Source organism: Methylocystis sp. H62 (assembly GCF_015709515.1).
GTDB lineage: Bacteria > Pseudomonadota > Alphaproteobacteria > Rhizobiales > Beijerinckiaceae > Methylocystis.
Genome location: NZ_JADNQZ010000056.1, coordinates 221,285 through 242,029, shown reverse-complemented (window position 1 = coordinate 242,029; position 20,745 = coordinate 221,285). Strand labels below are relative to the sequence as shown.

Annotated in this window: 15 protein-coding genes; 10 read left to right on the top strand and 5 right to left on the bottom strand. The window is 63.4% G+C overall.

All coding sequences use genetic code 11. The features are described from left to right. Position 1: 1 nt before the first annotated feature. The 6 genes from IYY11_RS15215 to IYY11_RS23330 all read left to right on the top strand — a co-directional run bounded on the left by IYY11_RS15215 (position 2) and on the right by IYY11_RS23330 (position 9,343). Positions 2-1,756 carry a NirA family protein gene (locus IYY11_RS15215; RefSeq protein WP_196404602.1) on the top strand — a complete coding sequence of 585 codons (1,755 nt, stop codon included), beginning with the start codon at positions 2-4 and terminating at the stop codon, positions 1,754-1,756. After that, positions 1,753-3,342, top strand: coding sequence for a sulfite reductase subunit alpha (locus IYY11_RS15210; RefSeq protein WP_196404601.1), 1,590 nt, complete (start codon positions 1,753-1,755; stop codon positions 3,340-3,342). Before IYY11_RS15215 ends, IYY11_RS15210 begins: the two co-directional genes overlap by 4 nt. A gap of 8 nt (positions 3,343-3,350) precedes the next feature. After that, on the top strand, positions 3,351-6,131 hold the full coding sequence (locus IYY11_RS15205; RefSeq protein WP_196404600.1) for a nitrate reductase: 2,781 nt from the start codon (positions 3,351-3,353) through the stop codon (positions 6,129-6,131). Continuing rightward, complete coding sequence (locus IYY11_RS15200; RefSeq protein WP_196404599.1) at positions 6,112-7,374, top strand: nitrate/nitrite transporter; 1,263 nt, start codon at positions 6,112-6,114, stop codon at positions 7,372-7,374. The genes IYY11_RS15205 and IYY11_RS15200 overlap by 20 nt, the downstream gene beginning before the upstream one ends. Positions 7,375-7,388: 14 nt before the next feature. After that, entirely contained in the window at positions 7,389-9,095 is a 1,707-nt protein-coding gene (locus tag IYY11_RS15195; protein ID WP_196404598.1) for a protein kinase domain-containing protein, read from the top strand. Positions 9,096-9,214: 119 nt separating this feature from the next. Continuing rightward, positions 9,215-9,343, top strand: a complete 129-nt coding sequence (locus tag IYY11_RS23330) for a hypothetical protein (protein ID WP_281431702.1) — start codon at positions 9,215-9,217, stop codon at positions 9,341-9,343. A 51-nt stretch (positions 9,344-9,394) separates the two neighbouring features. On the opposite strand, the gene IYY11_RS15190 is transcribed toward IYY11_RS23330, so the two are convergent. From IYY11_RS15190 to IYY11_RS15175, 4 genes are all read right to left on the bottom strand, one after another. Beyond that, positions 9,395-10,243 carry a hypothetical protein gene (locus tag IYY11_RS15190; protein ID WP_246720007.1) on the bottom strand — a complete coding sequence of 283 codons (849 nt, stop codon included), beginning with the start codon at positions 10,241-10,243 and terminating at the stop codon, positions 9,395-9,397. 162 nt (positions 10,244-10,405) lie between these two features. Further along, entirely contained in the window at positions 10,406-11,956 is a 1,551-nt protein-coding gene (locus IYY11_RS15185; RefSeq protein WP_196404596.1) for a CHAD domain-containing protein, read from the bottom strand. A gap of 72 nt (positions 11,957-12,028) precedes the next feature. Next, entirely contained in the window at positions 12,029-12,211 is a 183-nt protein-coding gene (locus IYY11_RS15180; protein ID WP_196404595.1) for a hypothetical protein, read from the bottom strand. A gap of 304 nt (positions 12,212-12,515) precedes the next feature. Next, a complete protein-coding gene (locus IYY11_RS15175; RefSeq protein ID WP_196404594.1) occupies positions 12,516-14,546 on the bottom strand; it encodes a hypothetical protein in 2,031 nt (676 codons plus the stop codon). A gap of 241 nt (positions 14,547-14,787) precedes the next feature. Between IYY11_RS15175 and rfbB the strand changes: the two genes are divergently transcribed. From rfbB to rfbA, 4 genes are read left to right on the top strand one after another with little or no spacing between them, the layout of a single operon-like run. Then, entirely contained in the window at positions 14,788-15,864 is a 1,077-nt protein-coding gene (rfbB, locus tag IYY11_RS15170; protein WP_196404593.1) for a dTDP-glucose 4,6-dehydratase, read from the top strand. A gap of 20 nt (positions 15,865-15,884) precedes the next feature. Then, complete coding sequence (gene rfbC / locus IYY11_RS15165) at positions 15,885-16,436, top strand: dTDP-4-dehydrorhamnose 3,5-epimerase (protein WP_196404592.1); 552 nt, start codon at positions 15,885-15,887, stop codon at positions 16,434-16,436. Between the two features lie 10 nt (positions 16,437-16,446). Then, a complete protein-coding gene (rfbD, locus tag IYY11_RS15160; RefSeq protein ID WP_196404591.1) occupies positions 16,447-17,328 on the top strand; it encodes a dTDP-4-dehydrorhamnose reductase in 882 nt (293 codons plus the stop codon). 11 nt (positions 17,329-17,339) lie between these two features. After that, complete coding sequence (gene rfbA / locus IYY11_RS15155; RefSeq protein ID WP_196404590.1) at positions 17,340-18,227, top strand: glucose-1-phosphate thymidylyltransferase RfbA; 888 nt, start codon at positions 17,340-17,342, stop codon at positions 18,225-18,227. Here rfbA and IYY11_RS15150 read toward each other — a convergent pair. Next, the gene (locus IYY11_RS15150; protein ID WP_196404589.1) at positions 18,170-20,677 is read right to left on the bottom strand and encodes a rhamnan synthesis F family protein; all 2,508 of its coding nucleotides are present in this window, start codon (positions 20,675-20,677) and stop codon (positions 18,170-18,172) included. The genes rfbA and IYY11_RS15150 overlap by 58 nt on opposite strands. Positions 20,678-20,745: the final 68 nt, after the last annotated feature.

Sequence of the window (20,745 nt, the reverse complement as noted above, 5' to 3'; positions counted from 1 at the left end):
AATGTCCGTCGATTTCACGCTCGACCAGAAGCGCTATCTCGAAGGATTTGCAGCCGGCTTTTCTGCGCGCAGCGGACAAAAGGCCCCGCCTTCGCAAACGCAGCCGATGGGACCCGACGCCGCGCATTTATCCGCGCAGGACCGCGTCACCGCGGCCGGCGGCAAGCTGACCGATCAGGAAAAATGGAAGCGCGAGGAGCATCCGTTCGACGCATGGCCGCGCCTCGTCGCTCAAGCCAAGGAGAATGCGCCGCCAAAGCCCGCCGACAATTTCCGTTGGCGCTACTATGGACTCTTCTATGTCGCGCCGGCGCAGAATTCCTATATGTGCCGGCTGCGCATTCCCAATGGCGCGCTCACGCATTGGCAGTTCGCCGGGCTTGCGGATCTCGCGGAAAATTATGGCGGCGGCTATCTGCATGTGACGACGCGCGCCAATATCCAGATCCGCGAAATCGCGCCAAAAAACGCCACGAATATTTTGGAGGCGATTCAGGATCTGGGGCTGTGGAGCAAGGGCTCTGGCGCCGACAATATCCGCAACATCACCGGCACGCCGACCGCCGGCGTCGATCCGCAGGAACTCATCGACACGCGCCCCTATGCGCGCGCGATGCATCATCACATCCTCAACGATCGCTCGCTCTCCGGACTGCCGCGCAAGTTCAACATCGCCTTTGACGGCGCGGGATTGATCGGCGCGCTGGAAGACACCAATGACATCGGCTTTCAGGCCGTTGTCGTGAACGACCAGCATGGCGTCGCGCCGGGCGTTTATTTCCGCCTCGCGCTTGGCGGCATCACCGGTCACAAGGATTTTGCGCGCGACACCGGCGTGATCGTTTCGCCGGATGAGGCGGTGGAGGTCGCCGACAAGATTCTGCGAGTCTTCATCGAACATGGCGATCGCACCAATCGCGCCAAGGCGCGGCTCAAATATGTGCTCGACGCCTGGGGCTTCGACAAATTTTTAGCCGCCGTCGAAGAGAAGCTGGGCCGCAAGCTGCTCCGCATCGACGCGGCGGCGATCGCCGTCCGCCCGCGTCAGGATCGCGCCGCGCATATCGGCGTGCATCCGCAAAAGCAGCCGGGCTTCAATTGGATCGGCGTAATGTTGCCGGTCGGACGTTTTACCCCCGAGCAGGCGCGCGGTCTCGCCGAGATCGCGCGCCAATTCGGCGACGGCGGCCTGCGTCTCACGGTCTGGCAGAATGTGCTGATCACGGGCGTTAGCGACGCACAGATTGCCGAAGCTGCCTCGATGATCGAGGCGCTCGGCCTTTCGACGCAAACCTCGCCGATTCGCGCCGGACTCGTCGCCTGCACGGGCAATTTCGGCTGCCGTTTCGCCGCGGCTGACACCAAGCGGCACGCAGAGGAAATCGCGGCCTATTGCGAGGCGGCGGCGCCGATCGACACGCCGATCAACATACATCTCACTGGCTGCCATCATTCATGCGCGCAGCATTACATCGGCGACATCGGACTGATCGGCGCGCGCGTGCCGGTGAATGACGACGGCGACACGGTCGAGGGCTATCACATTCTGGTTGGTGGCGGCTTTGCCGAAGACGCCGGCATTGCGTTCGAGTTTTATCAAAATGTGAAGGCGGAAGAGGCGCCGGAAATGGTGGCGAAAATTCTGCGCGCCTATCGAAAAAACCGGGCGAACGCGGACGAAACCTTCGTCGCCTTTGCGCGCCGCCACGACATCGAAACGCTGCGCCGTCTTGCTAGTGAGGAGAGCATGGCGTGACTCATCAGTCCTCCCCGCCGTTTTTCATTCCGCCGAATGCGCCTTTCACGCAGGAGCAGCGCGCCTGGCTCAGCGGCTTCTTTGCCGGCTTCGCCGCGCCCGATGACAGCTCGATCACGCCGCTCTCGCCAGAGGCAAACGCCGCCGTGATGGCCGGCGCCGATAGCGACGATGGCGCAGCGCCGTGGCATGACCAGACGCTGGCGCTCGAATCGCGCATGCAGCTTGCCCAAGGCCGTCCGCTGCGTCGCCGCCTGATGGCGGCCATGGCGCAACAGGACTGCGGCCAGTGCGGCTACATTTGCGAGACCTATGCGGACGCGCTCGCGGCGCGCAAGGAGGTTCGCCTCAATCTCTGCGCGCCCGGCGGCAAGGACACGGCGCGCATGGTGAAGGCGCTTGCGGCGGAGCTGGATCAGCCTTCGCCGGCACCGCCCATCGTCGCCGAGGTCGAACCCGACGTCGCTGCGGCGCCCGGCTGCTCGCGCGACAATCCGGTGCGCGCGACGTTCGCTTCTCGCCGTCGGCTGAACAAGGAAGGCTCGGAAAAGGACACTTGGCACGTCGAGTTCGATCTCGGCGCCAGCGAAATCAGCTACAAAGTCGGCGACAGTTTCGGCGTGTTTGCCAAAAATGATCTCGGCCTCGTCGACCAGATCATCGCCATGCTCGGCGCCTCGCATGTAACGCCGGTGCGCGACAAGACCCTGCGCGAAGCATTGCTGAGCGACGTCTCTCTCGCTCCGGCGCCTGATGCGCTTTACGAGCTCATCTCCTTCATCACCGGCGGCGCGCAGCGCGAGAAAGCGCGTTTGCTGGCGCAAGGCAAGGACCCCGACGGCGACGCCGCAACGCTCGACGTGCTCGCCGTGCTGCAGAAATTTTCCAGCGCGCGGCCCCACCCGGAAGCCTTTGTCGAAGCGCTGGAGCCGCTGCAGCCGCGCCTCTATTCGATTTCCTCATCCCCCAAGGCGGCGCCGGGGCGCCTGTCGCTGACTGTCGACGCGGTTCGATATATCGTCGGCAAGCGCAGGCGTCTTGGCGTCGCCTCGACCTTTCTGGCCGAGCGCATCGCGCCGGGCGACAGTCTTCCGGTCTATGTGCAGCCGGCGCATGGTTTCGCGCTGCCGGACGATCCGGCGACGCCGATCATCATGATCGGACCTGGCACCGGCGTCGCGCCGTTTCGCGCCTTTTTGCAGGAGCGCGCGGCGACCCGCGCGCCCGGCAGGAACTGGCTCTTCTTTGGACACCAGCGTTCGGCCTGCGATTTCTTCTATGCCGACGAATTCGAAGCGATGAAGGCGACGGGCCTGCTCACACGTCTGTCGCTCGCCTGGTCGCGTGATGGCGCGGAAAAATTCTATGTGCAGGACCGCATGCGCCAGTCCGGCCGTGAACTATGGGCGTGGCTCGCGGAAGGCGCGCATTTTTACGTCTGCGGCGATGCGCAGCGCATGGCCAAGGATGTTGAACGTGCGCTTGTCGACGTTATCGCCGAATTCGGCGCCCGCAGCGCCGATGAAGCGGTCGCCTTCGTCGCCCAGCTCAAGAAGAGCGGGCGCTATCAACAGGACGTCTATTGAGGCCGCTCATGCTCGATGAAGTCCTGGCGCCCGCGCCGCTTGAAAATTCGCACAACAGCATAGCGCCTGTTCAGGCGACGACGACGCGCTCGACCTGTCCTTACTGCGGCGTCGGCTGCGGCGTGCTCGCGTCCGCAAATGGCGCCGACGTGATTGGCGATCCGGCCCATCCTGCAAATTTCGGCCGGCTCTGTTCTAAGGGCTCGGCTCTCGGCGAAACGCTTGGGCTGGAGGGGCGCCTTCTCCATCCGATGCGCCGTCAGTCTGACGGCGCCTTCGCGCGCGTAAGCTGGGATGCCGCGCTGGATCAAGCCGCAGACGGATTTCGTCGCATCGTCGACGAGCACGGTCCTGACGCCGTCGCGGTTTATCTCTCGGGTCAGCTGCTGACCGAGGATTATTATGTCGCCAACAAGCTGATGAAGGGCTTTATCGGCTCGGCCAATGTCGACACCAATTCGCGCCTGTGCATGGCCTCCACGGTCGCGGGCCACAAGCGCGCCTTCGGCGCCGACGTCGTGCCGGGCTGTTACGAGGATCTGGACGAAGCCGACCTCATCGTGCTCGTCGGCTCCAACGCCGCCTGGTGCCATCCTGTCCTCTTCCAGCGCATCATGCGCAACAAGGAGGAGCGCGGCGCCAAGCTCGTCGTCATCGACACGCGCCGCACGCCGACGGCCGAAAGCGCTGACCTCTTTCTGCAGATCGCGCCGGGCGCGGATCAGGCGCTGTTTTGCGGCTTGTTTGTCCATCTCACAAAGGTCGGCGCTTTCGACGATGATTTCGTCCGTCGTCATACTGCGGGCCTGGAAGGCGCCCTGAAAGTGGCGCGGACCCTTGCGCCCTCGATCGAAGCGACTGCAGCGTCCACCGGACTTCGCGAGGTTGACATCGCGTCTTTCTTCGCATGGTTCGCGCAGACGCCGCGCACGGTCACTTGCTTCTCGCAGGGCGTCAATCAGTCGGCGCAGGGAACGGACAAAGTCAACGCCATCATCAATTGCCATCTCGCGACGGGCCGCGTCGGCAAGTCCGGCGCGTCTCCCTTCTCCCTGACCGGCCAGCCCAATGCGATGGGCGGGCGAGAAGTCGGCGGACTCGCCAACAGCCTCGCCGCCCATATGGGCTTCGAGCCCGCAAACATCGACCGCGTCGGTCGCTTCTGGAACGCGCCGCGCATGGCGACGCGTGACGGATTGAAGGCGGTGCAGATGTTCGACGCCATCGCGCGCGGCGACATCAAGGCGCTGTGGGTCGTCGGCACCAATCCGGCGGCGTCGCTTCCAAACGCCAATGCCGCGCGCGCCGCTCTTAGCAAGCTCGAACTCTTCATCGTCTCCGACAATGTGACGTCGAACGACACGATCAATAGCGGCGCGCATTTGCTCCTGCCGGCGCAGGCGTGGGGCGAAAAGAGCGGCACGGTGACGAATTCGGAGCGCCGCATTTCGCGTCAGCGCGCGTTTTTGCCTCCGCCGGGAGAGACTCGCGCCGACTGGGCGATTTTCGCCGATGTCGCGCGACGCATGGGCTTTGCAGGCTTCGACTACGGAGCGGCCGCAGACGTGTTTCGCGAACACGCCGCGCTTTCGGCTTTCGAGAATAACGGAACGCGCGGGTTCGACATTGGCGGTCTCGCGCGGCTGAGCGACGCCGAATATGACGCGCTCGCGCCGACGCAATGGCCGGTCCCTGATGACAAGAACAAGGGCCGCGCGCGCCTCTTCGCCGACGGCGGCTTTTTCTGTCGAGGCGGACGAGCGAAATTCATCGCGTTGGCGACGCCGACCTTGGCGACTGAATTGACGCGGGACTTCCCGCTTCGGCTCAACACCGGTCGCATCCGCGATCAGTGGCACACCATGACGCGCAGCGGCATGAGTCCCCGCCTTGCAAGGCATCTTCCGGAACCCTTCGTCGAGATCAATCCATCAGACGCGAAGGATCTTGGAGTCGAGGACGGCGGATTTGCGCGCGTCGCGACGCCCTATGGAAGCTGCGTCTTGCGCGCCGTGGTGACGGACCGTCAGCCCGCCGGGCATATTTTCGCGCCGATTCACTGGACCGATGAAACCGCCGCGGATGCGCGCATTGGCGCACTTGTCGCGCCCTGTGTCGATCCTTTCTCGGGACAGCCGGAATCTAAGGCGACGCCCGCCATCGTCACGCCTATGCGCTTCGCGCGCCAGGGCTTTCTTCTCTCCCGCAGCCCGATCACGTTGCCCCAGGGCGTATGGTGGGCGCGCGTCGCCGTCGCCAATGGCTATGGCTATCGCGTCGCTGGCGATCTCGCAGACGACGAGTGGACGGAAATAATCCACGCCGCTGCGGCGAGCGAAGACGTCATCCATTTGATCGATGAGACGAAGAGCCTCTTTTCCGGCGCCGCCTTCCTTGAGGACCGCGCAACGCTCATCTGGGCTTTGTCTCCCCTTGCGCAATCCTGGGATTTCGCGCTCGAACTCTTCGCCCGCGATCGTCTCGATCAGTCAGAGCGGCTGTCGCTATTGTCCGGTCGCTCGGGTCGACAACTGGCGGATGACGGACCGCTTGTCTGTTCATGCTTTAGCGTCGGTCAAAAGCAGATCGAAGCCGCAATCCACCAAGGCTGCCGCTCGGCGCTCGACGTCGGGAAGGCCACGCGCGCAGGCTCCAATTGCGGCTCCTGCCAACCGGAAATTCAACGTCTCATCAAGATTTCTCTCGCCGCCGAGTCTGCGATGGATTCGGCGCGAGAGAACCCAACAAGCATGAAAGAAGGAGCATCTGATGAAACTGTCGGATTTTAAAAAGGCTGGTCATTGGCCGACGCTGCTTGCGGCCTTCCTCTACTTTGATATCAGCTTCATGGCCTGGGTCTCGCTCGGCCCGCTGATGATTTACATCGCCAAAGACATGCCGATTTCGGTCGAGGACAAACTCTCGCTTGTCGCGATTCCGGTTCTCGGCGGCGCCTTCTTTCGGGTTCCGCTCGGCCTCCTCGCCGACGCGATCGGCCCCAAGATGACGGGCATCCTCGCGCAGGCGATCGTGATGTTCGCCGTATCTCTGGTGTGCGTCTTTGGCCTGAGTAGTTCAATCGCCATCGCGCTTTTCGGTCTGTCCCTTGGGCTCGCCGGCGCCTCTTTCGCCGTCGCCCTCCCGCAGGCGGGCCGCTGGTATCCGCCGCAATATCAGGGTCTGGTGATGGGCATCGCGGGGGCCGGCAATATGGGGGTCGTGCTCGACACGCTCTTTGCGCCGTCGATCGCCGAGGCTTACGGGTGGCAGACCGTTTATGGCGTTCTGCTCGCGCTGATGGTTTTGGTGCTGCTCATTTATTCGCTGGCCGCCAAGGACGCGCCCGGCGGCAAAACGACGATTGCTCTTGCCGATTACGGCAGGATGCTCGCGGACTCCGACAGCCGCTGGTTCATGTTTTTCTACTTCATCACCTTCGGCGGCTTCGTTGGTCTTGCTTCGGCGCTTCCGCTCTATTTCACGACGCAGTATCACGCCACGGGAGTCGCCGCGGGCCTCATGGTCGCGCTGATCGTCGCCTTCGGTTCGGGTTTCAGGCCCGTCGGCGGCTATATCGCGGACCGCATCGGCGGCGTGAAGACGTTGTGCTTCCTGTTCGTTCTCGTTTCCGCCTGCTATTTCGCCGTCGCCTTTCTGCCGGTGGGACCGGCCCCGGCGAAAGGCGTTGCGGGATGGGGTCTGATGCAGCTGCCGCCCGTCGCCTTTGCAGCGGTGGCGCTGTTCTCCGTCGGCGTGTTATCGCTCGGCATGGGCAATGGCGCGGTGTTTCAGTTGCTGCCGCAGCGGTTCCGCCGGGAGATCGGCGCGATGACCGGCCTCGTCGGCGCCGCGGGTGGGTTTGGCGGATTTTTTCTCGCCAAGACGCTCGCCTACTCCAAAGGAGCGACGGGCGGCTTCACCGCCGGATTCGTCTTCTTCGGTTTCCTTGCGCTGCTCGGTCTCGTCGGTTTGATCTTCGTGAAGACGCGCTGGCGGACGACCTGGGGCGCCGTTTCCGGCGCGCGAATCTGAGCTGAGGAACAGCCGTGTCGGTCCGCGTCGTTCATGATCTTCGAATCGAAGCGGGCTTTGCGACGCAAAAAGGCCGACGGCCCGACAATCAGGACTATGTCGCATTTTGCCTGGGCTCAGGCGGCGCCGGCGCCTTGCAGGGCGTCGTCGCCGCCGTCGCCGATGGCGTTGGCGGCCACAAGGGCGGACGCGCGGCGGCTGAAACCGCCGTGCGCGCCTTCATCGACGGCTACTATGCGCAGCCGGAGACTTTGGGCGTCAGTCGCGCCGCCGCCCGTTCACTCGAAGCGGCTAACAGCTGGATCGCGGCGCAGTCGAGGGTCGATCCTTCATTGGAAGGCATGGCGACGACGTTCAGCACGCTGATCCTGTCGCGCCGAACGGCCTTTATTCTCCATGTTGGCGATACGCGCGTCTACCGACTCGCTGGCGCCAGCCTCGAAAGACTGACGAAAGATCACACCTTAGGTCGCGGCGATTTCGCCCATGCGCTGCTTCGCGCTGTGGGCTTTGACGATGCGCTTTTGTTTGATCAGGGCATGCATAGTCTCAATCTGCATGATCGTTTTCTGCTGTGTTCGGACGGCGTTCATGGCGTGTTGCCAGGCGCGACGCTTCGTTCGCTGCTCGCCGAAAGGGGCGGGCCGCAGGAAACGTCGGAGAGGATCGTTCAGACGGCGCTCGAGGCGGGCAGCCATGACAATGTCACTGCGCTTGTCGTTGACGTCGTCGATGTGCCGCCCGCCGACGAGCGCGCCTTGTCGCACGCCTTCGCAGCCTTGCCGATTGGCGAGTTGCCGGCGATCGGAGACCTTGTCGACGAGTTTCGAATCGACGGCCTTCTCTCGGAAGGGCGCTACAGTCGACTGATGCGGGCGACGGATACGCAGAACGGAAAAGCGGTCGTTTTGAAATTTCCGCATCCGCGCGTCGCCGATGACGCCGCTTACCGATTGGCCTTCGTCAATGAAGCCTGGGTTGCGGCGCGGGTGCGAAGTCCGTTCGTCGGCGAAGTCGTCGAACTGCTCCCGGGACGACAAAGCCGGCTCTATTCGGTGATGCCATATTACGATGGCGAGACGCTGGAGCGGCGCCTGCGGCGCGAACCCCGCATTGATCTTGCTGAGGGCGCCTCAATCGCGACGCGCCTGGCGCGCGCCATCGCGACCTTGCACCGCTGCGGCGTCATTCACCGCGACATCAAACCGGATAATATTATTTTGCTCAAGGATGGCGGGCTGCGTCTCGTCGATCTCGGCGTTTGCCGCGCGCCGAACCTCGAGAACTTGCCGGAAATACATGCGCCCGGCACGCCGAGCTATATGGCGCCGGAGCTTTTCGACGGCGCCGCCGGCGACGAAGCGTCGGATCTTTATGCTTTCGGGGTCACCATCTATCGGATGTTCAGCCGTTGTTACCCCTACGGCGAGATCGAGCCGTTCAGTAGACCCCGCTTCTCAAAGCCTCTGCCGCTTGCCCTCAAGCGACCCGACCTTCCCGCCTGGCTCGACGCCGCGATCCTGAAGGCGATCGCCGTCGCGCGCGACGATCGTTTCGGCGATGTGCTGGAATTCGCCTTCGAACTCGAAAACGGCTCGGCGCGGGGACAACCGCTGGCGCTGCGCAAAAAGTCTCTCTACGAACGCAATCCCCTCATCTTTTGGCAGACGCTCTGTTTGCTGCTGGCGCTCTTCTTGGCGGTCTCGCTTTTCTATCGCTAGTAGCGGCGTAAGAATCTCCTTGAACCGGGCGATCTCGGTCGCTCGAGGCTTGTGCGTTGGCGCACAGCGCCAGCGCGCGTCTCTCCTTAACTTCTGATTAACGCAGAAAGGAGAACGTCATGGGACCGATGATCACGACAGGAATTTTTGGAGTCGTCGCTATCGCACTGGCCGCCGAAGCGCTCAACATCGCGATGGCCCTTGGCGAATTCAGTCACGTCGCCGCTTATAACACGGGCCTCTTCTAACGCTTTGCAGACGCACGCCGGCGACTCTGGCCAACGCGCAGAACGCAATCGTCATCGATCGCGGCCGAGCGTCGGGAAGAAGCCTTTGCCGGCATGCCGGGCGGCGACGTCGCCCAGAAGATCGCGCCACATGCGATAGGGATCGTTGAAAACGCCTTCTCCGAGATCCCTATCGGCGAGAGCCGCAGCCAGACACGCCATGGCCTGAGGCAGATCATGCGCATTCTCGAGATAGAGAAGCCGCGTTCCGACGGACTCTTCGCCCATCAACGACATGGCGGCTGCGATTTCGACATTGTCGCGGCGTCCAAACGCCACGCCGCAAACGCAGACGAGACAGGTCTCCCAGATGGCCGGGTCAGTCTCGTCGATGAAACTGTGCAAGCCTCTGACGATGGATGCGTACACCGCCTCTCCTGCAGCGGTGATGATCTTTTCATATTCGACCTGAACCTTTTCGAGAGCTTCCGGGAGCTCCGCAGGCGTCGCCATCTGACCTGCGGCCCAGTTGACTGAGAGCTGAAGGAGCTGGCCCAGAACGATTTGCGCGGGGGACACGAGTTCGGCGGGCAGCTCACGCGACAAACGCGACACGGCCTCTTCCAACGCCTTGTTCAGGCGGACAGCCGCGAGCCGTGCGGATTCGAGGTCCTTCCCGCGTACAAGGCGCGCCCAGGTTCCCTGGACGCCGATGATCGCATGCATCAGCGACTTGACCTGCGAAAGCCACGGCGTCGGCGGATAGGACTTTACGATCGCGCCATGCTCGATGCGCCAGATTTCCCCTGTCCCGATCAGTGTAATCGCGGAAAGCGGCGTCGATGCGAACACCTCGTCGCGATTTGCGCCGTAAAGCATTCGGAAGGTGGCGTTGATCTCGCTGAAAGGGTCACTCTGCATAGATTTCTCCCAACATCCGACATTCAATAAGACGGTGCGCATCGCGTATCGATGCTGCAATCCTCAGCGTCCGGCCACTTTGCGGGGCCAAGTAACATAGCGCCAAGGGTAATCCAAAGACGTGTCGAGGAGACGTTCAATGACGCGGCGATTGCGACGTCGTCATTTCCAGAACGGGCGGGTCTGCTCGAGATCTCTCCAGAGCGCCTTGGCGCCGGTCCAACCCGATTCGGCGCGGGCCTGGCTCGCTCCGATCATCCAGCCGATGGCGCGCTGGACGGAGGGAGCGTCGGCGCCGGGAACATCCGTTCCTGTGAACATCGCTTTCAGCGTCGCGGCGTCGTTGAGGTCGCCAAAAACGGTCTGCAGCTTCTTAAGGCGCTTCAAGAAAGGATCGATGCGTTTCGCCGGAAATAAGGAGCAAAAGAACTCGACGGCATAGCGCAGCTTTTTGAGCTCCTTGCGCAGCTCGTGGCGCTGCTCCACGGTCAGCGTCGCAAGTCCCTGAGCATGCTTGGCGGTCTTCTTCCAGCGCTTGTTGAGAGACGCGCGCGCGAGCGTTGCAATCGGCGCCGCCAGCCGCTCGGTCTGGACGAAATCCTGAGGCACAAGCCAACCACGCGTCTCCACGAATCGCGCAAGATCGATGAGGAACGCCTGCACGCGCGCGCCGACAAGAAGCTTGCGCAGCTGCTCACGCCGTTCTTTCGCCTGCCGCGAGACCACATCGGCGAGCGCCGAAAGCCCGGGCTCGTCGGGATGAGTTTCGGCTTCCCGCCGCGCCATGTCGTTCGCCACCACATCGAGATCCCTCAGGCTCCCGACTTCCTGTCCGAGCCAGCGCGCCTCGGCGTCAAGCCGCTTCATCTCGGGGCTTCGCAGCACGGCGGCGTAGACCGAAAATGCGCTGCGCAGTCGCCGCAGACCAACCCGCAGCTGGTGCGGCCCCTCGTCGTCGTCCAGCTGGCGAACGACGCGCACATTCGTGGCGATCTGATCGAGGCATTCGCGCAAGACGTCACGGGCCGCTTGCTCGGCGGTTTGCGCGGGATCAAGCGCAAGGTTCTGAGCATTGCGGGGCGCAAGCGGCGAATCGATCCGTCCCTCTTGGGCCAACAAATAACCGCGCGCGGCCTTGGAAAGACGGGAGAACTGCAACCCGCCATCAGGAACCAGGATGAGCGCAATGTCGAACAGTCCGCTTGCCTTGCCGGCGAGGAGTTCGATTTCCAACTCGGAGAGTTCAGCAGAGCGGTCGCCGGCCCGAACTTCGCCAGTGTCGAGCGCGAGTTCGGCGCGCGTGCCGTCCGAAAGCGTCAGCTCGCTCGTCCTGCGCGTGATCACGGTCTCGCAAATGGGCTGAAGCGGAGCGCCGTTGACGCGGTCAACGATCTCCTCACGAATCGATGCATCCGAAATTGCATCGAGACACAGGCGTCCGCCAGGCGCCGGGTTCTCTAGCTCGCCGACCTGCGACAGGCCGCCATGCAAGGTTCCCCTGGTTTTGACGCCCTGGATCCACCGTCGCCCGTCGCGTCTGAGCCTCAGCGCAATTCCCGCTTTGTTCAGCGCATGCTCGGGCGTATCGAGATAAATGCTTCTGAGCGTTTTCGTGACAGGCGCGCCGTGAGCCAGCTTCGACGCCGTCAGGCGCGCCCAAATCTCACTCGACATCTTCTTGTCCAGCAAGAGCTTCAGCTCAATCTCGCTCATGCGGGGAATATATCATTTTTGTGGCGGCGCGTAGCGCGATCGGCGCTACCTCGGCGGGTCGGACGCGAGCGATTACGGCTGGGTTTGATCAGACCCTTTTTTCTGCTTCTTTTTCTTCAGCACGATCGTCAGCTTATCGCCTCTTTTTGACACCTCTACAGATTTCAACAGGCTCTCTCCAAGAGAGATGCCGCCGCCGACGGTCTCAATCCACTGCTGCAAAATTTCCGCTTCGGTTTTCTCGGAATCTGACATGTCGTCCTCTTAAACTTGGGGGCTCTGGCATGGAACCGATACCGTCTGAGCCAAGTGTGCATCGGCCACGATTGATCACAGACGCAGGTCATTCGCCTTTGTTCTGCTGCGCAGCAGAAGACGTTTTCGTCTTGCGCGACGCGTTCCGCGGCAGAATAATACAGTTCAGTGTCACATTCCTGAGAATCGAAGATTTTGCTTTGACGGCTTTGCACGCGGGCGTGGAGGCAAATTGATCCGGTAGCTCGCCATATAGGCGAGACAGGTTCAGGCGAATGGCCGCAGGCCGCGCGGCGGATGGCCATCAGCGTCCAAACAAGCCGCGCATCGCGGCAAATAATCCCTTCGACCGCTCTTGAGCCGGCGGCGCCTGCGCGAGGCTTTCGGCTTCGAGCCGCGCGGCGTCGCGTTCGACGCCGGCGCGCGCGACGAGCGCGGCGAGAGTCGGCGCTTCATGCGGCGGCGTCCAGCCGCCGGCCCGCCGTACGTCAAGATAGGCGTCGAGCATCTCGGCGGCGTCCATCGCGCCAGCTTCCGTGAAATGCGCGCGCGCCCGCTCGACCGCGGCGGCGTCGACGATGAATCGCGCCGCCTTCGCCGCTTCACGCCGGACGCCGTCATCGATCGCCAAAGCGACGCGCGCCTCGCGCAACGCGGCCACATCCGGCTCCTTCAAGAGCGCGCGCATGAGCCGCGCTTCTTGCGAGGCGTCAACGCCAGTCGGCGCCATGCCTTGGGCGCCGCAGGCGTCGAGATAGCGGGCAAGCAGAGAAGGCGCGCGCGCTGGGGCGGCTTCGGCGGAGGGGCGCGCGGACTGCGCAAATTCGCCGCCCTCCGCAATGACTGCGGCAAGCGCGGGATCGGCGCAAAAGGCGCCATAGCCGCCAAGCTGCTGCAAGCGCGCGCGGGCCGGCCCCGTCTCGCCGACGACGAGCGCTGCGAAGCTCGCTTGCGCCAAAGGCTCGAGCGCATCCCACAGGCCCGGCGGCTCGAAGCGCGCGGCGACTTCCGCCCGCGCCAGAGCGCCGTTCAGTGAAGCGACAAATTTGTCGCGCCGGCCTTTCAGCCCGGCGGCGCGTTCGGCCACGGCGCGGGCGGCTGCGCCGGTCGCTGCGCGCGCGGCGTCGGCGGCGCGGCGCATGAGGTCGTCGAGAAGTCCTTCGTCATCCGTCGCGCGGCGCGGCGCGAGTCCGTCGCCTTCGACTCGAAAAAGCCGCGCGAAAGCGGGGCCGCCGGGATCGACCGGCGCGACGCCGAGATCGCCGGGCCCTGCCGCCGGGCAAACGAGGCCAACGTCATCGCCAAGGGCCGCGCCATAAAATTCGATGTCCGCGGTTTCGCCCATGCCGGGGGCGGCCTTCTCACGGCTGCGACGCAAGGCGATTCCGTCGACCTCCGCCTCGTCAGGATCGACAAGCAGCGCCAAAAGATTGCCGACGACCACCGACTCCGCCGTTTCCGCCGCGTCTGGATGTTCTTGCGGATCGCCTGTCGCCTGCCGCAGGTCGTCGAAGGTGAGCGGATCCACGGCCGGTTCTCCCGCCGACCGCTGCTCGAGCGTCCAGCCTTTCAGCCGCCGTCGCTGGTTCATCGCCAGCGCGACGCTGCATCGGCCAAGCAGCGTGGCGCTCTCTTCGATCGAATCGGGAATTCGCAGGCGAAGAATAATGCGCGGCGCGCCGGGTTCGCGCAGCCAATGCTCCATGATGGCGAAGGGCGCCTCGCGCGCGTCGGCGGCCGCCGATGAGTCGAACGGCGCCGCCTCCAGGACGAGTCGGCTCTGATAGGCCGGGAAGATGCGGCGCGCCGGGGCGAGGCGGATGACGAGGGCGTTGTCGGCGCGCTCGACCACGCGGCGCTGGCCGATCGCCCAAACCAATCGCGCGCCGGCCGCCGCGGTCTGCTCCCGCGAAAGCCGTTCGACGTCGCCGCGCGCCGGAAACGCCGCCAGCCGAAAGGCGACGGGGTCGGCGCCGCCGGCGTCCGGCAGCAAGGTCAGGAGCAGACGCCAGTCGCCGCCCTGCGGCAGCTCGCGCTCCGCGGAGAGCGCCAGGATGAGTTCGGCGCCGTCGGCGGCGGTCAGTCGGACGAATCGATGCTCAGGCGGCACATCAACGACAATGATGCGGGCGCGCCAGCGCGCGGCGCTGATGACGTCGACGAGCGTGGGCGCATTCGTGAAGCGCTCGTCGCGCGCCGAGATGACCGTGAGTTCCGGCCGGACCGCCGCGCGTTCGGCGCCTTCGAACCAGCCGATGGCCAGCCGGCGGCGCCCATCCCAGTAATAATCGAACTGCTCTCTCCACATTGACGGCCGCGCCCGAGCGTGAGGCATGGCGCCGTCGCCATGCGAAGCTGAAGTCGCCGGGAGCATATCCGCGCGCGCGCCAATCGCGCAATTCAGCGCCGTCGCGCGCGGCGCCGCGCCAAATTCTTACGCAATGCCATGACGTTGTTCCGCCACATAGTCCGCGTAAACGGCTTGAGCGCCGACCGTCGCCTTCGCAATAGGGCTCCCCTGCGCGGGCGTGGGGGCGCGATTTTAGGGCGGCGCGATAGATAAAAGCGGGGCTTTGATGAAAATATTGATCACCGGAGGCGCTGGGTTCATCGGCTCGGCCGTTGCGCGCGCCGTCATCGGCGGGAGCGTCGATCAGATTCTCGTTCTCGACAAGCTCACCTATGCGGGAAATCTCGCATCGCTGCGGCCCATCGCGGATAGTCCGCGTTTCTCCTTTCTTCAAGCCGATATTTGTGACGCGGCGGCAGTCGCGCGCGCCTTCGAGGATTTTCAGCCCGACGTCGTCATGCATCTTGCCGCCGAAAGCCATGTCGATCGCTCGATCGACGGGCCGGCGGCCTTCATCGAAACCAATGTCGTCGGCACCTTCGTCATGCTGCGGGCGGCGCTCGACTATTGGCGCCAGCTCGACCGCGCCCGCGCGCGCGACTTCCGTTTCCTGCATATCTCCACCGATGAGGTTTTCGGCGCCCTTGGCGCGGAAGGCCTCTTCTGCGAAGACACGCCCTATGCTCCGACGTCGCCCTATTCGGCGTCGAAGGCGGGCTCCGACCATCTCGTGCGCGCCTGGCGTCACACTTACGGTCTTCCGACGATCGTCACCAATTGCTCCAATAATTACGGACCCTATCATTTCCCCGAAAAGCTCATTCCGCTCACCATCATCAATGCGATCGAGGAGAAGCCGCTGCCGGTCTACGGCCGCGGCGAGAATGTGCGCGACTGGCTATATGTCGAGGATCACGCCTCGGCGCTGATGCGCGTGGCGCGGGAAGGCGAAGTCGGCGAATCCTACAATGTCGGCGGACGCAATGAATGGCGCAATATCGACGTGGTCGAAGCGATCTGCGACCTGATGGACGAATTCCGTCCGCGGCGCGCCGGATCGCATCGCGACCTCATCGCCTTCGTCTCCGATCGACCGGGACATGATCTGCGCTACGCCATCGACGCCTCCAAGATCGAGCGTGAACTCGGATGGCGGCCGGCCGAGCGGTTTGAAACCGGTCTTCGCAAAACCGTGCGCTGGTATCTCGATAATTCGGATTGGTGGCAAGCGATCCGCTCGGGCACATATCGCGGCGAGCGCCTCGGCGTGCTTGCCGAGCAAGATGAAGACGCCGTCGCCTGACGCGCGACAGGGGGGGCTGTTTGTTTGAAGATCTCGAGCTTTCGGGGCTGAAGCTCGTCACGCCTAGAAAATTTGGCGACGAGCGCGGCTTCTTTTGCGAAACGCATAACGAAAAGACCTGGGCGAACGCCGGATTGAATTTCGACTTCGTCCAGGACAATCACTCATTGTCCCGCGACGTCGGGACGGTGCGCGGCTTGCATTTCCAGACCGCGCCCTTCGCGCAGGACAAGCTCGTCCGCGTGGTCAGCGGCCGCATACTCGACGTCGCCGTCGATCTACGGCGGTCTTCGCCGACGTTCGGGCGTCACGTCGTCGTCGAGCTTTCGAAAGAGAACTGGCGTCAGCTGTTCATTCCGATCGGTTTCGCGCATGGTTTCGTCACGCTCGAGCCCGATACGGAAGTCATCTACAAGGTGACGAATTTCTATTCGCCGCAGCATGATTGCGGCGTCGCCTGGGACGACCCTGACATCGGGATCGCGTGGCCGGCCGCCGCCGAAAGCGCCGTGCTGTCGGACAAGGACCGCAAATGGCCGCGGCTGCGCGATTTGGCGGAGGTTTTCGCGTAAAGTGGGCAGGATGAAACGCATCGCCGTCACGGGGCTCACCGGCCAGGTCGTCAGCTCGCTCATCGAGCGCGCGCCGAGAGGCGTCGAAATGCTCGCGCTCGGCCGCCCCAGCTTCGATCTCTCTTCTCGCGACATGATACTCGCGTCGCTACGCAGCGTGCGCTGCGACGCCATCATCAACGCCGCCGCCTACACTCAGGTCGACAAGGCCGAGAGCGAACCCGACGTCGCCATGCGCGTCAATGGCGCGGGCGCAGGCTTTGTCGCCGAAACCGCCGCCGAACTGAAGGTGCCGCTGCTGCATCTTTCGACCGACTATGTCTTCGACGGCGCGCTCGATCGTCCCTATCGCGAAGACGACGAACCCAGCCCGACCGGCGCCTATGGGCGCTCGAAGCTCGAAGGCGAAAGGCAGATCGCCGCGCGCTGCGAGAATTGCGCCGTTTTGCGCACCGCCTGGGTTTACAGCCCTTTTGGAGCGAATTTCGTCAAGACGATGCTGCGTCTTGGCGAGACCCGCGACGAAATCGGCGTCGTCGCCGACCAGATTGGCAATCCGACAAGCGCGCTCGACATCGCCGACGCGCTGCTGGCCATCGCCGAAAGGCTGGTCGACGATCTCGATCCGCGCCTGCGCGGTGTTTTTCACATGACCGGGCAGGGCGAAGCCAGCTGGGCGGACATGGCGGACGCGATCTTTTCCGCAGCGGAGACGAAAGGCCGCCGGCCGGTGCGCGTCAAGCGCATCGCCACCGCAGACTATCCGACGCCGGCGCGCCGCCCAGCGAATTCAAGGCTCGACAACGCCAAGCTCGAAGCCTGCTACGGCGTCGCGCTGCCGAAATGGCGCGACTCCGTCAATGCCTGCGTCGCCCGATTAATTCCAAACTGAATAGGATTCTCATGCGCGGCATCATTCTCGCCGGAGGAAGCGGCACCAGGCTGCATCCGATGACGCTCGTCACGTCGAAGCAATTGCTCCCCGTCTACGACAAGCCGATGATCTATTACCCGCTCAGCACGCTGATGCTCGCCGGCGTGCGTGAGATCCTGATCATCACCACGCCGGAGGATCTGCTTTCCTTCAAGCGGTTGCTCGGGAGCGGCGCGCAATGGGGCCTGTCGCTGTCCTACGCCGTGCAGCCGCGGCCGGAGGGGTTGGCGCAGGCCTATCTCATCGGCGCAGCATTCGTCGACGGCGAACCCTCGGTGCTCATCCTCGGCGACAATATCTTCTACGGTCATGGCTTGCCGGAAGTGTTGAGCGAATCGTCCCGCAGCTCGGCCGCGGTGTTCGCCTATCATGTGCGCGATCCGGAGCGTTACGGCGTCGTCGAATTCGATTCGGCCGGGCGCGCGATCACGATCGAAGAAAAGCCGACGCGGCCGCGATCCAATTGGGCGGTGACCGGTCTTTATTTTTACGACGAACGCGCGCCGGAATTCGCGGCGCAATTGAAGCCCTCGCCGCGCGGCGAATTGGAGATCACCGATCTCAACCGCGTCTATCTGGAACTCGGAGAACTGCAGGTCGCCCGCCTTGGCCGCGGATTCGCCTGGCTCGACACCGGCACGCCCGAGGCGCTGATCGAAGCCAGCGAATATGTGCGCGCCATCGAGCAGCGGCAGGGACAGCGCGTCGCTTGTCTCGAAGAAATCGCCTTCCGCGCCGGATGGATCGACGCCGCTCAGGTGCGCGCCGCGTCGTCAAAACTCTCCAAAAGCGGCTATGGTCAATATATCTCGCAGGTGCTCGCCGAGATGGAGCCGGAGGTCTCGCCGGTCGCATAGAGCGGCGAAGCCGCGGCGCGCCGCAGTTTAGCGGCGAGGGTTTTGGGATCGAAGCGACGCATCGCATCGGCCGGCGGCGCTGAGTGACGCTGACGCGGAACGATGGCGCCGACGAAAGGCTCCATTCTCGCGACAGTGTCCTCGATCAGATCCGCAAGCGATGCGGGATCGAGCCGCGCGGGCGAAACGATGTTGTCGAACCGACGGCGCAAATCCTTCCCCGCGAAAGCGTTGGTGATTGTCGCGAGCCCGGCTTCCGCCATTTCGAGCGGCGGGTAGCTCGGGTGGGGAGAGATCATCAGCGAAACGCCGACAAGTGCGCGACTGAGATGTTCGGCGTAGTCATCGAGCCGGGCCTTCCCGCCGACGGTTGCATTCTGCACCGGATAGAGAAGCGAGTCTGGAAAATCCTCGCCGAGAAAAACAATGTTCCAGCGGCTCGCCCGAACAGGATCGCGCTGCTGCCAAATGACGAGCGCTGCGCAAATCAACTCAAAGGCGTTGCGCGCGACGGTTTCCCGACCGTAAACAAGCATCGTCGGCTCCCGCGCGACGTTTGTCAGCCTCTCGCCGATGCGTTCGTTGAGCTCGTAGGGAACATAATAGGCGTCACGGAACTGATATTTCTGGGTCATGATCGAGAATAGCTCTTCGGAGTTGACGATCGCGATCGTCTGATCGCCGTGATGATAGGTCGCTTCGGCAAGACTGGACTTTGCGCCGCGGCCATAGAAGTTCGGCTCGTCGTCCTGAATGAGGTAAATGAACGGACGCGCGCCGCCAAAATAGCGGGCCCGCTCGCGCTCCATGGCGAGCGCGAATTCCGCGGTCCACCAAGCGGTCGCGAAAAAAATGTCGTTGGCGCGCAGGTTCAGCCTGCCGCCTTCCCGCTCATTGGCGTCGACGAGCGCAGCTCTTTCAGTATCGAGACTGGCCGCATAGGGAACCGGCGTATAGCCGGACAGCGTCGCATAGGCTTGGGGTTCGATATCTGCGTCGGTCACCACGATGCGCGCGTCGAACTCATCGCCGAGTTCGGCGAGCAACGCCGAGAAGAGCTTCATCGCGGTGGCGATTCCGCCGAAGGTCTGCTGCGGATTGACCGTCGGGGTCAACAACGTCAGGCGCGGCCGATCGTTGCGCGACGGATAGGAAAGCAGAGGTCGCGTTTCGGCGATCGGGGTTGCATAGGGATGAAAATTGGAGTCGACGCATGCGAGCGCGGGTTGGAAGACCTTAAGCCGATGCGCCGCGAGGTCGTCGACGCTATGCACGGGCAGCAGCGTATGGCCCATCGGATAGAGATCGCGCTGCGCGACTTTGAGCCATTCGAAACCCTGCGATTCGGCGATCATCAGTAGAGAACGTTCGATGGCGTGCGCAAGGGTGCCGTCGACCTGTCCGCTCTCTGGCGGGAAGTCAGCGAAACCGATGTCGATGTCGAGCAGCGGGCGGATCGCAGCGGTCCTGCCCCAGAACATGGAGCCGGAGGGAAATTCGAGCGTGAGGTTCTTGTCGATCTCGATGTTCATCCGCTTCAACAGATTGCGCGCGAGATCGTAGTCGTAGCCCCAGTTCAAAATGCCGCGCAGTTCGAAAAGATGCTGCGGAAATACGACGCCGAGCCGCGGATCGTCGAACAGCGAAAGAATCGAGCGCACGATGCGCTCTGACCCGAGAAGATTGTCGATGAGATAGTCGCGCCAGCGCGCCAGCGCTTCACCGCCGTGGGGCGAGCGCTTGGTGTGAACGTGGATGAACAGTTCGTAATTGGCGTAGACGTCGCGAAACCCGAAGAATTTGGCGGCGATGTCGCGCCCGCGATTCGGGCAGATACGCGTCAAAACCTTGCCCTTGCGCCAGTCGGCGCAGACCTCGTCGACCGCCCTTTGCTTTTCCTCGGTGTCCGTCGAGACGCAAAGATCCAGCGCGCCGGGAACGTTATCCAGCTTTTCGAGGACAAGCGGCAGCACGTCCGGATAGAAGGCGTGGACGATGGCGACGATCGAAGGCGCGCGCTTCGGGCTCGCGTCATAGGCGAAAGGCGTCTCGAGCGCGAAGTCCATTTCATTGACCGGACGGCGAGAGGGAACGACCCCATCCGGCTTGGTCAACTCGTAAGTGTAGTAATAACTGATCGCCGCCTGACGCAGCGGGTCATTGATCGGATTGCGTCGCCGCCCAAGCGGCGGATCATATTGCGCGGCGATCTGGCGCAATACGGCGCCGCAGGCGGCGCGCAGCCCCTGTTCGCGCAGGAAGCGTGGACCGTCCCGCAAAAGATCGCGCGGCGCCAGAAACACGCCGACCGGCGAATCAATCAGTTTCGCCAGTTCGCGCATCGCCGCGCCGTAAAGCGCCACGGCGCCGCGTGTGGTCAGGATAATGTAGCCGTTGCGCAGATGGCGGCGCGCCCATTGCAGCCTGGTTTCGGATTTCTTGTCCGTCATGCGGGCGCCTTCCAGTCGAGCTTGGGCAATTGGGGCGGTGGAAGTTTACGAAAATTCAACCGTCTCTG

What these genes read in the sequence shown, in the direction of transcription:
- IYY11_RS15175 (WP_196404594.1), bottom strand. Translation starts at nt 14,546, where the DNA reads ATGCCTCACGCTCGGGCGCGGCCGTCAATGTGGAGAGAGCAGTTCGAT.
- IYY11_RS15150 (WP_196404589.1), bottom strand. Translation starts at nt 20,677, where the DNA reads ATGACGGACAAGAAATCCGAAACCAGGCTGCAATGGGCGCGCCGCCAT.
- IYY11_RS15200 (WP_196404599.1), top strand. Translation starts at nt 6,112, where the DNA reads ATGAAACTGTCGGATTTTAAAAAGGCTGGTCATTGGCCGACGCTGCTT.
- IYY11_RS15185 (WP_196404596.1), bottom strand. Translation starts at nt 11,956, where the DNA reads ATGAGCGAGATTGAGCTGAAGCTCTTGCTGGACAAGAAGATGTCGAGT.
- IYY11_RS15215 (WP_196404602.1), top strand. Translation starts at nt 2, where the DNA reads ATGTCCGTCGATTTCACGCTCGACCAGAAGCGCTATCTCGAAGGATTT.
- IYY11_RS15190 (WP_246720007.1), bottom strand. Translation starts at nt 10,243, where the DNA reads ATGCAGAGTGACCCTTTCAGCGAGATCAACGCCACCTTCCGAATGCTT.
- rfbA (WP_196404590.1), top strand. Translation starts at nt 17,340, where the DNA reads ATGCGCGGCATCATTCTCGCCGGAGGAAGCGGCACCAGGCTGCATCCG.
- IYY11_RS15180 (WP_196404595.1), bottom strand. Translation starts at nt 12,211, where the DNA reads ATGTCAGATTCCGAGAAAACCGAAGCGGAAATTTTGCAGCAGTGGATT.
- IYY11_RS15205 (WP_196404600.1), top strand. Translation starts at nt 3,351, where the DNA reads ATGCTCGATGAAGTCCTGGCGCCCGCGCCGCTTGAAAATTCGCACAAC.
- IYY11_RS23330 (WP_281431702.1), top strand. Translation starts at nt 9,215, where the DNA reads ATGGGACCGATGATCACGACAGGAATTTTTGGAGTCGTCGCTATCGCA.
- rfbB (WP_196404593.1), top strand. Translation starts at nt 14,788, where the DNA reads ATGAAAATATTGATCACCGGAGGCGCTGGGTTCATCGGCTCGGCCGTT.
- rfbD (WP_196404591.1), top strand. Translation starts at nt 16,447, where the DNA reads ATGAAACGCATCGCCGTCACGGGGCTCACCGGCCAGGTCGTCAGCTCG.